We start from the raw sequence: 14,066 nt of genomic DNA, 5'->3' as shown, positions 1-14,066 counted from the left end.
CCCCACCCCCCTTGCGTTCGCCTTACGCACCGCGCCCTTACGCGTCGTACAGATCGGCCTTCTTCGGGGCGGCGTCCTGGACCTGGCCGCTGAGCGTCAGCGAGCGGTTGCCGAAGCGCTCGGTGTCCACGCCGTGGTGCTTGAGCACCCCGATGGCCGCCTCATGGACCACCCGCAGCACCGGCGTGGCCGTGCGCAGCGCGTCGTCCGCCATGAAGCGGTGCCGCCAGGGCTTGTCCGCCCAGGCGTGCCGCAGACCGAACGGCTCGGGCAGCACCAGCTTGCCCCCGAGGTGGTCCAGTATCGGCGGGTACCAGGTGAAGGGGGCGCGCGCGGTCAGCCGCACGACCTCCTTCGCGTTCACCAGCGGCAGCGGGATGGACTTGGTCTCCCAGAACCGGAAGGTCTTGGCGACCGTCTTGCTGGGCGCCGAGGGCTTGCTGGTGAACAGCGGGTGCACCGGCCCCAGCGCATGCCCGGTGACCTCGATCCGCAGTGTCTTGTGCAGCAGCGTCACCGTGATCATCAGGGTGATCACCAACTGGCCGTCCCAGAGCACGAACTGCACACCCAGGTAGTGCCGGTCACCGGCGCCGAACTGCTGCTGGTCGCAGATCCGCTGGAGATCGACGCCCTTTATCTGGAAGCCCTCCTCCTCGGAGGTGCCGCCGCGCTCGACCGCCTTGGCCCCCTCGCCGATCGGCGAGACCACCCAGTGGCGCACGGAGGGGGTGGGGAAGCCGCCGGTGTGCAGCGGGGTGCGCTCCAGCATGCGCAGCTGGTCATGGATCGCCCGTATGACGTCCCAGCTGCGGAAGGGGTCGATCTCCTTGTCGGGGTCGGCCGAGACCAGGTCCTCGGCCAGCTGCCAGCTGCCCCACCGGGTGCCCATGCCCAATATGCCCTTGGGTCCGGCGTAGAAGACCACATTGCTGTACTGCTCGGCGGTGAGCTTGTGGAGCGACTTGCGCAGCTCCTCGGCGGCGGTCTGGCCCGGGTGGTTGGGCACCGTCTCGGGCACCTTGGCGCCGACGCCGCCGCCGGAGAGCAGCCCGTCCCAGGAGTCCCGGAGGTCCTTGGCGGTGCGCTCGCAGATCTGCTTGGCGATGTACCAGCCGATGACCGGGGCGACCACGACGCCCCGGAGATAGATCCCCCAGAAGCCCCCGAAGGGCAGCTTGATCAGGAAGATGACGACCATCACGCCGAGCGCCACCAGCAGCGCCGTGCCGAGCGCGCCCATCCGCTTGTCCTGGGCCCCGGCGACCGAGCGGCGCAGCTGGAAGGCGCCGAGCCAGAGCAGCGTCCCGGGCAGGAACAGCAGCCCGAAGATCACCATGACGGCGGTGAGCCGGGCGTCACGGGTCTTGCGGATGCGGTTGGCGGCCAGACAGTGCTCGACGACCGTCTGCGGCTCCATGCCGAAGGACTGGATCACCTGGCCCCGGCCGCCGCCGAGCATTCTCAGCTGGACGGCGCGCGCGAACGCCTCGCCCAGATTCGGCTCGAAGAGCGAGATCCTCGGCTTCTTGACCTCCGAGACCGTCCACTCCGAATTGGCGTCGAGCAACTTTGCCACGGGGTCGTCGCGGTAGGCGGCCGACGCGAGTGCCTGCGTCGCCGCCGTCTGTCCCGCCGCTCCCGACAGGGGAACCTGCGCCCCGGGACTGAAGTCGAATCCGTCCGTCACCAACGCCCCCAATACGGCACGCTCTTGCGCTGCGACCTCAGCGTATCCGGGGTGTGCACCGCCTGTCGCCAGGGCGTGTGCGGCCTGTGGAAAACCCTCGTGGAGAAGGCCGCCCACGGAACCCACCACGGAGCGGTCCACGAACCGCCCACGAACCGCCCGCGGAACCGCCGGTGGACGGCCGACGGCGAAGGCCCGCCCGCCCCGGCGCGGTTGGGGCGGGCGGGCCGTGACCTACGTCACGGACGAGCCGTGACATGGCCGTGCGCTACGCCATGGACGGGCCCTGAACTACGCCTCCGCGGCGACTTGTTCGCGCATCCGCTCGGCCAGCTGGTGGGGCATCGGCTCATGCCGGGCGTAGGAGCGGCTGAACCGTCCCGTGCCATGCGAAAGCGATCGCAGATCGACCGCGTACCGACCGATCTCGATCTCCGGCACCTCCGCCTTGATCAAGGTCTGTCCGCCACCGGACTGTTCGGTGCCGACGACCCGGCCGCGCCGGCCGGACAGATCGCTCATGACGGCGCCGACATAGTCGTCCGAGACCAGCACGCCCACCTCCACCACCGGTTCCAGCAGGTCGATCCGGGCGTCGGCGGCCGCCTCGCGCAGCGCGAGCGCGCCCGCCGTCTGGAAGGCGGCGTCGGAGGAGTCCACCGAGTGGGCCTTGCCGTCCAGCAGCGTGACCCGCACATCGACCAGCGGATATCCGGCGGCGACACCCCGCGCGGCCTGGCCGCGCACGCCCTTCTCGACGGACGGGATGAACTGCCGGGGCACCGCGCCGCCCACGACCTTGTCCACGAACTCGATGCCCGAGCCCTCCGGCAGCGGCTCCACCTCGATCTCGCAGATCGCGTACTGGCCGTGCCCGCCGGACTGCTTGACATGCCGGCCGCGCCCGGCCGACTTCGCCCCGAAGGTCTCGCGCAGCGAGACCTTGTACGGCACCGCGTCCACCTGGACGCCGTACCGGCTGCGCAGCCGCTCCAGCGCGACGTCCATATGCGCCTCGCCGAGGCACCACAGCACCACCTGATGGGTGTCCGGGTTCTGCTCCAGGCGCATCGTCGGGTCCTCGGCGACCAGCCGGGACAGGCCGAGCGACAGCTTGTCCTCGTCCGGTTTGCTGTGCGCCTGGATGGCCACCGGCAGCAGCGGATCGGGCATCTGCCAGGGCTCCATCAGGAGCGGCTGGTCCTTGGACGAGAGGGTGTCCCCGGTCTCGGCGCGGGTCAGCTTGGCCACGCACGCCAGATCACCCGCGATGGCCTGGGGCAGGGTGCGCTGCTGTTTGCCGAAGGGCGCGGACAGGGCGCCGACCCGCTCGTCCACGTCATGGTCCTCATGGCCGCGGTCCTCCAGACCGTGTCCGGACACATGGACGGTCTCGTCGGGGCGGAGGGTGCCGGAGAAGACCCGCACCAGGGATATCCGGCCGACATACGGATCGGAGGAGGTCTTGACCACCTCGGCGGCCAGCGGACCGTCCGGATCGCAGCTCAGCGGCGGGCGTGCGGCGCCCTGCGGGGTGGTGACGGCGGGCGTCTCGCGCTCCAGCGGGGACGGGAAGCCGCCGGTCATCAGGTCCAGCAGTTCGATGGTGCCCAGGCCCTGCTTGGACCCCGCCGCGGCGGGCGCCGCCGCCAGCACCGGGTGGAAGCTGCCGCGTGCGACGGCCTTCTCCAGGTCCTCGATCAGCGTCTTGACGTCGATCTCCTCACCGCCGAGATAGCGGTCCATGAGGGTCTCGTCCTCGCTCTCGGCGATGATCCCCTCGATGAGCCGGCCGCGGGCCTCCTCGACCAGCGGCAGCTGGTCCTCCTGGGGCGGTGATTCGGTGCGCGTCCCCGAGGAGTAGTCGAAGACCCGCTGGGTGAGCAGCCCGATGAGCCCGGTCACGGGGGCGTGCCCGTCCGGTCCCGGCTCGCCGCGCAGCGGCAGGTACAGCGGCAGCACGGCGTCGGGGTCGTCGCCGCCGAAGCTGTCCCGGCACAGCTCGGTCATCTCCTCGAAGCTGGCGCGGGCGGCCTCGAGGTGGGTGATCACGATGGCGCGCGGCATTCCGACCGCGGCGCACTCGTCCCAGATCATGCGGGTGGCCCCGGTGATCCCCAGGGCGTCCTGGGCGGCCGAGACAACGAAAAGGGCCGCGTCCGCCGCTCGCAGACCGGCCCTGAGTTCCCCGACGAAATCGGCATAGCCCGGGGTGTCCAGGAGATTGAGCTTCATCCCGCCCCATTCGACGGGGACCAGCGACAGCTGGATCGAACGCTGCTGCCGGTGCTCGATATCGTCGTAGTCCGAGAGACAGCCGCCGTCCTCGACCCTGCCCGCTCGGTTGACCGCGCCCGTCGCCAGCGCGAGGGCCTCCACCAGCGTCGTCTTTCCCGTCCCACTGTGGCCGACCAGAACCACATTCCGCAGGGAGCTGGGCCGGTCGGCCGCCACTGCCCTTCCGGCGGCCCCTGGGTGTGTACTCGTCTTGTCGCTCATGTGTCTCGCCTCCCGGTCGACACCTTGCGATACTTCGAGCTTTCCACCCCTGTAACGGTGCGTCCATACGTCACACATGCGGCCGTACCGCGCACGGGGTCACGGAGCCGTCCGACAGGTGCACGGCGCCCCTCCGGGGCGTGGCTACGATGGGCGCGCCGGTGGCCTCTTGACCACCCGGCCCGTTTCGACCCCCCGGGAAGGCCATGCTGAACAAGTACGCGCGTGCATTCTTCACGCGTGTTCTCACACCGTTCGCCGCCCTGCTGATCCGTCTCGGGGTCAGCCCCGACGCGGTGACCCTCACCGGCACCGCCGGCGTGTGCGCGGGCGCACTGGTCTTCTATCCCCGGGGGGAGTTCTTCTGGGGCACCGTCGTCATCACGCTGTTCGTCTTCTCCGACCTGGTCGACGGCAATATGGCGCGGCAGCTGGGGCGCTCCAGCCGCTGGGGGGCGTTCCTCGACTCCACGCTGGACCGGGTGGCCGACGGCGCGATCTTCGGCGGTCTGACGTTGTGGTACGCGGGCCGCGGGGACGACAATGTGCTGTGTGCGGTGACCATCTTCTGCCTCGCCAGCGGCCAGGTGGTCTCGTACACCAAGGCCCGCGGCGAGAGCATCGGCCTGCCGGTGAATGTCAACGGGCTGGTGGAGCGCGCCGAGCGACTGGTGATCTCGCTGGTGGCGTGCGGCTTCTCGGGGCTGCACAAGTTCGGCGTGCCGCATATCGACATCCTGCTCCCGATCGCGCTGTGGATCGTGGCCGTCGGCAGCGCGGTGACCCTCGTCCAGCGGGTGGTGACGGTGCGCCGGGAGGCCGCCGAGGCGGACGCCGGGGAGCGGACGGTGCCCCAGGGGGGCGAGGCGCGGTGAAGGAGAGGCTGACCGACGCGCTGTACGGACTCGGCTGGAGCGTGGTCAAGAAGCTCCCGGAGCCGGTCGCCGTGGCGCTCGGGCAGCGCATCGCCGATCAGACGTGGAAGCGGCGCGGCAAGGGCGTGCTGCGCCTGGAGGCCAATCTGGCGCGCGTGGTGCCGGACGCCTCGCCCCGGCGGCTGGCCGAGCTGTCGCGGGCGGGCATGCGCTCGTACCTGCGCTACTGGATGGAGTCCTTCCGGCTTCCGGCGTGGAGCCCGGAGCGGATACGGGGCGGCTTCGACGTCAAGGACGTGCACTATCTGGTGGACGGCCTCGCCGAGGGCCGGGGCGTGATCCTGGCGCTGCCGCACATGGGCAACTACGACCTCGCCGGGGCCTGGGTGACCACCCATCTCGGGGTGCCCTTCACCACGGTCGCGGAGCGGCTGAAGCCGGAGTCGCTGTACGACCGGTTCGTGGCCTACCGCGAGGGGCTGGGCATGGAGGTGCTGCCGCACGAGGGCGGGAGCGCCTTCGGGACGCTGGCGCGGCGGCTGCGCGCGGGCGGGCTGGTGTGTCTGGTGGCCGACCGCGATCTGTCGGCCTCGGGCGTGGAGGTGTCGTTCTTCGGCGAGCGGGCGAAGATGCCGGCCGGGCCCGCCGCGCTCGCCCTCCAGACCGGCGCCCCGCTGCTGCCGGTGACCCTCTGGTACGACGAGTCGCCGGTGATGCGGGGGCGGGTGCACCCACCGGTCGAGACGCCGGGGGACGGGAACCGCGCGGAGCGTATCGCCGTCATGACCCAGGAGGTGGCCGACGCCTTCGCCTCGGGGATCTCCGAGCACCCGGAGGACTGGCACATGCTCCAGCGACTGTGGCTCGCGGACCTGGACCGCGGTCCCGGCGGCGCTGGAAGTCCCGAGGGCCCCGGCGGCCCTGGACGCCCTGAAATGGAGAAGCCTTGAGGATCGGGATCGTCTGCCCGTACTCCTGGGATGTCCCAGGCGGCGTCCAGTTCCACATCCGTGATCTGGCCGACCATCTGATCCGGCGTGGCCACCAGGTCTCCGTGCTGGCCCCGGCGGACGACGAGACGCCGCTGCCGCCGTACGTGGTCTCGGCGGGGCGTGCGGTGCCGGTGCCGTACAACGGCTCGGTGGCCCGGCTGAACTTCGGGTTCCTGTCGGCCGCGCGGGTGCGCCGCTGGCTGCACGACGGCGCCTTCGACGTCATCCACATCCACGAGCCCACCTCGCCCTCGCTGGGGCTGCTGGCCTGCTGGGCGGCCCAGGGGCCGATCGTCGCGACGTTCCACACCTCCAATCCGCGCTCCCGGGCCATGATCGCCGCGTATCCGATCCTCCAGCCGGCGCTGGAGAAGATCAGCGCGCGGATCGCGGTGAGCGAGTACGCGCGCCGGACGCTGGTGGAGCACCTGGGCGGGGACGCGGTGGTCATTCCCAACGGTGTCGATGTGGGCTTCTTCGCCGACGCCGAGCCGAAGGAGGAGTGGCAGGGGGAGACGATCGGCTTCATCGGCCGGATCGACGAGCCCCGTAAGGGGCTGCCGGTGCTGATGCGTGCCCTGCCGAAGATCTTCGAGTCCCGGCCGGGGGCGCGGCTGCTGATCGCCGGGCGCGGTGACGAGAAGGAGGCCGTGGCCGATCTGCCCGCGCCGCTGCGCGAGCGCGTGGAGTTCCTGGGGATGGTCAGCGACGAGGACAAGGCGCGGCTGCTGCGCAGCGTCGATGTCTACATCGCGCCCAATACGGGCGGCGAGAGCTTCGGCATCATCCTCGTCGAGGCCATGTCGGCGGGGGCTGCGGTCCTCGCCAGCGATCTGGACGCGTTCGCCCAGGTGCTGGACGGGGGAGCGGCGGGTGAGCTGTTCGCCAACGAGGACGCGGACGCCCTGGCCGCCGCGGCGGTGCGGCTGCTGGGGGACGAGGAGCGGCTGGCCGAGCTGCGGGAGCGGGGCAGCCGGCACGTACGGCGCTTCGACTGGTCGACGGTGGGGGCGGACATCCTCGCGGTCTACGAGACGGTGACGGACGGCGCGGCGTCGGTGGCCGCCGACGACCGTACGCGGCTGTGGGCACGGCTGGGCCTCGCCAGGGACTAGGACCAGGACCGCTCTGAGGGGTCTCACAGCGCCGCGCGTGGCGGTCCCGGCTGAGGGCTCCGCCCCGGACTTCGGGGGCCGCAGGCGGTAGCGTGGCGGGCCGTGAGCACCTTGATCTGGATCGCGGTCGCACTGGTCGTCATCGCCCTCTACCTGAGCTGGACCGCGGGACGCCTCGACCGGCTGCACAGCCGTCTGGACGCGGCGCGGGCCGCGCTGGACGCGCAGCTGCTGCGGCGCGCCTCCGTCGCCCAGGAGCTGGCCACCGCCGGAGTGCTCGATCCCGCCGCCTCGATCGTGCTGTACCAGGCCGCGCACGCCGCCCGGCAGGCCGAGGAGGAGCACCGCGAGGTCGCCGAGAGCGAGCTGAGCCAGGCGCTGCGGGCCGTCTTCGAGGACAGCGCCCAGGCCGAGGCGGTACGGGAGGCGCCGGGCGGCGAGGAGGCGCTGGGGGAGCTCACGGAGTCGGTGCGGCGGGTGCCGATGGCCCGGCGGTTCCACAACGACGCGGTGCGCGCGGCGCGGGCGCTGCGCCGCCATCGGATGGTGCGCTGGTTCCGGCTGGCGGGCCACGCTCCGTTCCCGCTCGCCTTCGAGATGGACGACGAGCCACCGGCGGCGCTCGGGCGGGTGCCGGGCTCCGAGGAGGCCGAGCGCTGACGAGCCCCGCGCCGAGGGGCGCCCGTCCGTGCCGAGGCGCCGACCGCCCTTCGCATACCGAGGATTAACCGGTCGCTTCGAGCCACCGGCCTTTGATTGGCCCTTGTCGATCCCCGCCCCGACGCGGTTTTGTCATTCGTGTAGCACACACACTCATGACCTGGACCGGATGGCCGGGTCATGTACCGGTATCGAACGGCCCTACGATGGGCTCATCGCACTTTTCATTATCGAGTGAGGTCAAACCGTGTCCATCACGCCCGCCAGCACGTCCAACTCCGACGCCCCCGCGACCGGCACCGCCCGCGTCAAGCGCGGTATGGCCGAGCAGCTCAAGGGTGGCGTGATCATGGACGTCGTCACCCCCGAGCAGGCCAAGGTCGCCGAGGACGCCGGAGCCGTCGCGGTCATGGCCCTCGAGCGGGTGCCGGCCGACATCCGTAAGGACGGCGGCGTGGCCCGGATGTCCGACCCGGACATGATCGAGGGCATCATCAACGCCGTCTCCATCCCGGTGATGGCCAAGTCGCGGATCGGCCACTTCGTCGAGGCGCAGGTGCTCCAGTCGCTCGGCGTCGACTACATCGACGAGTCCGAGGTGCTCACCCCCGCCGACGAGGTCAACCACAGCGACAAGTGGTCCTTCACCACCCCGTTCGTCTGCGGAGCCACCAACCTGGGCGAGGCGCTGCGCCGGATCGCCGAGGGCGCGGCCATGATCCGCTCCAAGGGCGAGGCCGGTACCGGCAACGTCGTCGAGGCCGTGCGCCACCTGCGCCAGATCAAGGGCGAGATCGCCCGGCTGCGCGGCTTGGACAACCATGAGCTCTACGCGGCCGCCAAGGAGATCCGCGCCCCGTACGAGCTGGTCGCCGAGATCGCGCAGACCGGCAAGCTGCCGGTGGTGCTGTTCTCCGCCGGTGGCGTCGCCACCCCGGCCGACGCCGCGCTGATGCGCCAGCTCGGCGCCGAGGGCGTGTTCGTGGGCTCCGGCATCTTCAAGTCGGGCGACCCGGCCAAGCGCGCCGCCGCGATCGTGAAGGCCACCACCTTCTACGACGACCCCAAGGTCATCGCGGAGGCGTCCCGGAACCTCGGCGAGGCCATGGTCGGCATCAACTGCGACACCCTCCCCGAGTCCGAGCGCTACGCCAGCCGCGGCTGGTAACCGGCGCCCGTACGGCACCACATGGCACCACGCGCCCCGGCCCGCCGGCCCGGCGCGTGGTGCCCCTGACGTTCGAGAGGTCTTCGCTTCCGTGACTACGTCGTCCATACCGGCTACGTCCACCGCCGACGCCCCCGTGATCGGTGTGCTCGCCCTCCAGGGCGATGTCCGCGAGCATCTCGCCGCGCTCACCGCGGCCGGGGCCGCCCCCCGGCAGGTCCGCAGGCCCGAGGAGCTCGCCGAGGTCGCGGCCCTGGTGATCCCCGGGGGCGAGTCGACCACCATGTCCAAGCTGGCGATCATCTTCGGGCTGCTGGAGCCGCTGCGCGAGCGGGTCAGGGCCGGGATGCCGGTGTACGGTACGTGCGCGGGCATGATCATGCTCGCGGACAAGATCCTCGACGGCCGGGACGACCAGGAGACCATCGGCGGCATCGACATGATCGTGCGCCGTAACGCCTTCGGCCGTCAGAACGAGTCCTTCGAGGCCGAGGTCGAGATCCAGGGGATCGAGGACGGCCCGGTCGAGGGGGTCTTCATCCGCGCGCCGTGGGTCGAGTCCGTGGGCGGCGGCGCCGAGGTGCTCGCGACGTTCGACGGGCACACCGTCGCCGTCCGGCAGGGCAATGTCCTGGCGACCTCGTTCCACCCCGAGCTGACCGGCGACCACCGGGTCCACCGGCTCTTCGTGGAGATGGTGCGGCGCGCGTAGCGCTCCGTTGAGGGTGGTGGCGGGAGACGGGAGGGGGCGGCGCGCATAGCGCTCGGTGGAGAGTGGGGGCGGGAGACCTCGCCGCAGGCTGGGCCGATCCCGGTAGGATCTCAGGCGTTCGTACAGCAATGGGTTACGCGAAGGAGACAGGCGGATGTCCGGCCACTCTAAATGGGCTACGACGAAGCACAAGAAGGCCGTGATCGATGCCAAGCGCGGCAAGCTCTTCGCGAAGCTGATCAAGAACGTCGAGGTCGCGGCCCGGATGGGCGGTGCCGATCCGGAGGGCAACCCGACGCTCTTCGACGCCATCCAGAAGGCGAAGAAGCAGTCGGTTCCGAACAAGAACATCGACAGCGCGGTCAAGCGTGGTGCCGGTCTGGAGGCCGGTGGCGCCGAGTACGAGACGATCATGTACGAGGGCTACGGCCCCAACGGCGTGGCCGTCCTCATCGAGTGTCTGACCGACAACCGCAACCGCGCGGCCTCCGACGTCCGCGTCGCCATGACGCGCAACGGCGGCTCGATGGCCGACCCGGGCTCCGTGTCGTACCTGTTCAACCGCAAGGGCGTCGTCATCGTCCCCAAGGGCGAGCTCACCGAGGACGACGTGCTGGGCGCGGTCCTGGACGCGGGCGCCGAGGAGGTCAACGACCTCGGTGAGTCCTTCGAGGTCATCAGCGAGGCCACCGACCTGGTCGCGGTCCGCACCGCCCTCCAGGAGGCGGGCATCGACTACGACTCGGCCGATGCCAACTTCGTGCCCACGATGCAGGTCCAGCTCGAGGAAGACGCCGCGCGCAAGATCTTCAAGCTGATCGACGCTCTCGAGGACAGCGACGACGTGCAGAACGTCTTCGCCAACTTCGACGTCTCCGACGAGGTCATGGCCAAGGTGGACGCCTGACGGCGGATCGGCACGGCGGTCGACGAAAGGGACGGGCCGGCGGGGCAGCACCCCACCGGCCCGTCGGCGTTGTCCGCGGGTGTTGTCGGCGGCAGCCGCTAGCCTGCGCAGGAACAGGTGACCGAAGCGCGGTGAGGGGAGGGGCGCGGTGCGTGTGCTGGGCGTGGACCCGGGGCTGACCCGGTGCGGCGTCGGCGTGGTCGAGGGGGTCGCGGGCCGCCCGCTGCGGATGCTCGGCGTCGGCGTCATACGGACCGGGGCGGACGCCGTGACCGCCGACCGGCTCGTCCTCATCGAGCGCGGCATCGAGGAGTGGCTGGACGCCCACCGACCGGAATTCGTCGCCGTGGAGCGGGTGTTCAGCCAGCACAACGTCCGCACCGTCATGGGCACCGCCCAGGCCAGCGCCGTCGCCATGCTGTGCGCGGCCCGCCGCGGGCTGCCGGTCGCGCTGCACACCCCCAGCGAGGTCAAGGCGGCCGTCACCGGATCCGGGCGCGCCGACAAGGCGCAGGTCGGCTCGATGGTCACCCGGCTGCTGCGGCTGGACGCACCGCCCAAACCGGCCGACGCCGCCGACGCGCTGGCGCTCGCCATCTGCCACATCTGGCGGGCCCCCGCGACCAACCGCCTCCAGCAGGCCGTCGCCGCCCACCGCATCACGAAAGGCCGTACCTCATGATCGCGTTCGTCTCCGGTCCGGTGGCGGCCGTCGCCCCGGACACCGCCGTGATCGAGGTCGGCGGGGTCGGGATGGCGGTCCAGTGCACCCCGGCCACCCTGGCCGGGCTGCGCGTCGGCCAGCAGGCCCGGCTGGCCACCTCCCTCGTCGTCCGCGAGGACTCGCTGACCCTCTACGGCTTCGCCGACGACGACGAGCGCCAGGTCTTCGAGCTGCTCCAGACCGCCAGCGGGGTCGGCCCCCGGCTGGCCCAGGCCATGCTGGCAGTGCACTCCCCGGACGCGCTGCGGCTCGCGGTGTCCACCGGGGACGAGAAGGCGCTCACCGCCGTCCCCGGCATCGGCAAGAAGGGGGCGCAGCGGCTGCTGCTCGAGCTCAAGGACCGGCTCGGCGAGCCGCTCGGCGGCTCCGCCGTGCCCGGCGCCCGCTCGGCGGCCGCGCCCGGCTGGAGCGACCAGCTGCACACCGCGCTGGTCGGCCTCGGCTACGCCACCCGGGAGGCCGACGAGGCGGTGGCCGCCGTCACCCCGCGGGCCGAGGAGACGATGGCCGCGGGCGGTACGCCCCAGGTGGCACAGCTGCTGAGGGCCGCCCTCCAGACCCTGAACCGCACACGGTGAGCCACCGCGGCCGCGGCAGGCCGCGACCGGCGGCACCACCGAAGACGACATCGCGAGGCGAAACGCAGTGAACTGGGACGAGACCCCACCGGCCACCGCCGACGACGCCCCGTCCGGCGCGGGCGGCCGGCTGGTGGGCGCCGACGCCGACGGCGACGACCAGGCGGTGGAGGCCGCGCTGCGCCCCAAGGACCTCGGCGAGTTCGTCGGGCAGGAGCGGGTCCGCGAGCAGCTGGACCTGGTGCTCAAGGCGGCCCGGCAGCGCGGCGGCACCGCCGACCACGTACTGCTCTCCGGCGCGCCCGGACTGGGCAAGACCACCCTCTCCATGATCATCGCCGCCGAGATGGGCGCCCCGATCCGGATCACCTCAGGACCCGCCATCCAGCACGCGGGCGACCTGGCCGCGATCCTCTCCTCCCTCACCGAGGGCGAGGTGCTCTTCCTCGACGAGATCCACCGGATGTCCCGGCCCGCCGAGGAGATGCTCTACATGGCGATGGAGGACTTCCGCGTCGACGTCATCGTCGGCAAGGGGCCCGGGGCCACCGCCATCCCGCTGGAGCTGCCGCCGTTCACGCTGGTCGGCGCCACCACCCGGGCCGGGCTGCTGCCGCCCCCGCTGCGCGACCGCTTCGGCTTCACCGGCCATATGGAGTTCTACGCCCCGGCCGAGCTGGAGCGGGTCATCCACCGCTCCGCCGGGCTGCTCGACGTGACCATCGAGCCCGAGGGCGCGTCCGAGATCGCGGGCCGCTCCCGCGGCACCCCCCGGATCGCCAACCGTCTGCTGCGCCGGGTGCGCGACTACGCCCAGGTCAAGGCGGACGGCCTGATCACCCGCGAGATCGCCGCCAGCGCCCTGGCCGTCTACGACGTGGACGAGCGCGGCCTGGACCGGCTGGACCGGGCGGTGCTCAGCGCCCTGCTCAAGCTGTTCGGCGGTGGCCCGGTGGGCCTGTCGACCCTGGCGGTCGCGGTGGGCGAGGAGCGTGAGACGGTGGAGGAGGTCGCCGAGCCCTTCCTGGTCCGGGAGGGGCTGCTGGCCCGTACCCCCCGGGGGCGGATCGGCACCCCGGCGGCCTGGGCGCATATGGGGCTCACCCCACCGCCGCAGACCGCCGCCGGCGGTCAGGCGGGCCTCTTCGAGACATGACGAGCCGGGGACGCGGCATGATGGCGTACGACGTGCCATGACGGGCCGAACGGGCCGTGGCAAGGCATAAGCGCTCGCTTACCCTGCATCATGGCGTAGAGGACCAATAATGGCGGGGTCAGGAACCCCGGTACCGCGCCGGGCGTTGTTCCATTGGCGTGGGCTCGCTTAGACTCCGCCGATGCCGTCCGTATGCCGTCCGCTCACTGTGCGGTATACCCACCCCCGTAGACCAGGCCGCTCCCCGCGGTCGTGTGAAGGAATTTCCGTCCCGTGAATATCGTGACTCTCCTGCCGTTCATCGTGCTTATCGGGGCCATGTTCCTGATGACGCGTTCGGCCAAGAACAAGCAGCGCCAGGCCCAGTCGATGCGCAATGAGATGCAGCCGGGGTCCGGCGTGCGGACCATCGGCGGCATGTACGCGACGGTCAAGGAGGTCCACGACGACACGGTCCTCCTCGAGGTGGCCCCCGGCGTGCACGCGATCTACGCGAAGAACGCGGTGGGAGCCGTCCTGCCGGACGACGAGTACAACCGCGTGGTGCACGGCATCGACCCCGAAGAGGACGCTGCCGACGACACCCCTGTCGTTCCCGACGACGCCTCCTCGCTGACCGAGGCGGCCGACGCCGACTCGTCCGCCGACAAGGTCGGGCTCGAGAAGGCCGACAAGGCCGAGAAGACCGACGACGCGGCCGAGAAGGCCGACGCGGCCGACGAGGCGGACGACGAGGCCGGGGAGACGGACGTCAAGAAGATCGACCTCGGCAAGGACGACGCCGCCGCCGCGGCGGGCGCCTCCGAGGACGACAAGCGGGACGGCGGCACCGACGCGAAGTAAGTCCGTCACCCGGGAACCGCGGCGCGCCCTCGATCGGTGCGCCGCGGTTCCCTGGACGGTCTAGGCTCCGGCGGGGGCTTGTCCCCACAAGACTTCGTGCCGCCCCGCGCGCACCCGATGCGGGGCGGTTGGACAGGGAGATACGAG

Annotated in this window: 13 protein-coding genes; 11 read left to right on the top strand and 2 right to left on the bottom strand. The window is 71.4% G+C overall.

Features of this window, described 5'->3' with window-relative positions; genetic code table 11:
• Positions 1–37: 37 nt before the first annotated feature.
• Both ACT2CW_RS09385 and ACT2CW_RS09380 read right to left on the bottom strand, forming a co-directional pair.
• Positions 38–1,690, bottom strand: a complete 1,653-nt coding sequence (locus tag ACT2CW_RS09385) for a hypothetical protein (RefSeq protein ID WP_164424978.1) — start codon at positions 1,688–1,690, stop codon at positions 38–40.
• A 291-nt stretch (positions 1,691–1,981) separates the two neighbouring features.
• Positions 1,982–4,189: an elongation factor G-like protein EF-G2 gene (locus ACT2CW_RS09380; protein WP_445516215.1), complete on the bottom strand. Its 2,208-nt coding sequence runs from the start codon at positions 4,187–4,189 to the stop codon at positions 1,982–1,984.
• Positions 4,190–4,395: 206 nt separating this feature from the next.
• Here ACT2CW_RS09380 and pgsA point away from each other — a divergent pair, with 206 nt between their 5' ends.
• The 11 genes from pgsA (at position 4,396) to yajC (ending at position 13,919) form a co-directional block, all read left to right on the top strand.
• A complete protein-coding gene (gene pgsA / locus ACT2CW_RS09375; RefSeq protein ID WP_020867095.1) occupies positions 4,396–5,064 on the top strand; it encodes a phosphatidylinositol phosphate synthase in 669 nt (222 codons plus the stop codon).
• Positions 5,061–6,014: a phosphatidylinositol mannoside acyltransferase gene (locus ACT2CW_RS09370; protein WP_182469682.1), complete on the top strand. Its 954-nt coding sequence runs from the start codon at positions 5,061–5,063 to the stop codon at positions 6,012–6,014. Before pgsA ends, ACT2CW_RS09370 begins: the two co-directional genes overlap by 4 nt.
• Positions 6,011–7,171 (top strand): glycosyltransferase family 4 protein, encoded by a 1,161-nt coding sequence (locus ACT2CW_RS09365; RefSeq protein WP_164424986.1) that lies wholly within the window; start codon positions 6,011–6,013, stop codon positions 7,169–7,171. Before ACT2CW_RS09370 ends, ACT2CW_RS09365 begins: the two co-directional genes overlap by 4 nt.
• Before the next feature lie 102 nt (positions 7,172–7,273).
• Positions 7,274–7,831, top strand: a complete 558-nt coding sequence (locus ACT2CW_RS09360) for a hypothetical protein (RefSeq protein WP_445516214.1) — start codon at positions 7,274–7,276, stop codon at positions 7,829–7,831.
• A 247-nt stretch (positions 7,832–8,078) separates the two neighbouring features.
• The gene (gene pdxS, locus ACT2CW_RS09355; protein WP_078559159.1) at positions 8,079–8,999 is read left to right on the top strand and encodes a pyridoxal 5'-phosphate synthase lyase subunit PdxS; all 921 of its coding nucleotides are present in this window, start codon (positions 8,079–8,081) and stop codon (positions 8,997–8,999) included.
• Positions 9,000–9,090: 91 nt separating this feature from the next.
• Positions 9,091–9,711: a pyridoxal 5'-phosphate synthase glutaminase subunit PdxT gene (gene pdxT / locus ACT2CW_RS09350; protein WP_445516213.1), complete on the top strand. Its 621-nt coding sequence runs from the start codon at positions 9,091–9,093 to the stop codon at positions 9,709–9,711.
• 154 nt (positions 9,712–9,865) lie between these two features.
• A complete protein-coding gene (locus ACT2CW_RS09345) occupies positions 9,866–10,618 on the top strand; it encodes a YebC/PmpR family DNA-binding transcriptional regulator (RefSeq protein ID WP_037951606.1) in 753 nt (250 codons plus the stop codon).
• Between the two features lie 148 nt (positions 10,619–10,766).
• The gene (gene ruvC, locus ACT2CW_RS09340) at positions 10,767–11,300 is read left to right on the top strand and encodes a crossover junction endodeoxyribonuclease RuvC (protein ID WP_445516212.1); all 534 of its coding nucleotides are present in this window, start codon (positions 10,767–10,769) and stop codon (positions 11,298–11,300) included.
• Positions 11,297–11,920 carry a Holliday junction branch migration protein RuvA gene (ruvA, locus tag ACT2CW_RS09335; protein WP_037951608.1) on the top strand — a complete coding sequence of 208 codons (624 nt, stop codon included), beginning with the start codon at positions 11,297–11,299 and terminating at the stop codon, positions 11,918–11,920. The genes ruvC and ruvA overlap by 4 nt, the downstream gene beginning before the upstream one ends.
• A gap of 67 nt (positions 11,921–11,987) precedes the next feature.
• Positions 11,988–13,076 carry a Holliday junction branch migration DNA helicase RuvB gene (ruvB, locus tag ACT2CW_RS09330; RefSeq protein WP_086884085.1) on the top strand — a complete coding sequence of 363 codons (1,089 nt, stop codon included), beginning with the start codon at positions 11,988–11,990 and terminating at the stop codon, positions 13,074–13,076.
• Positions 13,077–13,349: 273 nt separating this feature from the next.
• Positions 13,350–13,919, top strand: coding sequence for a preprotein translocase subunit YajC (gene yajC / locus ACT2CW_RS09325; RefSeq protein ID WP_164424996.1), 570 nt, complete (start codon positions 13,350–13,352; stop codon positions 13,917–13,919).
• The last annotated feature ends 147 nt before the right edge of the window (positions 13,920–14,066 follow it).

This window comes from Streptomyces sp. NEAU-174, assembly GCF_052665095.1.
Note: the sequence above shows the minus strand (reverse complement) of the source record. Positions and strands in the feature narration are given on the sequence as shown.

Coding starts and splice junctions, on each gene's coding strand:
- ACT2CW_RS09380 (WP_445516215.1), bottom strand. CDS start 4,189: ATGAGCGACAAGACGAGTACACACCCAGGGGCCGCCGGAAGGGCAGTG.
- pgsA (WP_020867095.1), top strand. CDS start 4,396: ATGCTGAACAAGTACGCGCGTGCATTCTTCACGCGTGTTCTCACACCG.
- ACT2CW_RS09345 (WP_037951606.1), top strand. CDS start 9,866: ATGTCCGGCCACTCTAAATGGGCTACGACGAAGCACAAGAAGGCCGTG.
- ruvA (WP_037951608.1), top strand. CDS start 11,297: ATGATCGCGTTCGTCTCCGGTCCGGTGGCGGCCGTCGCCCCGGACACC.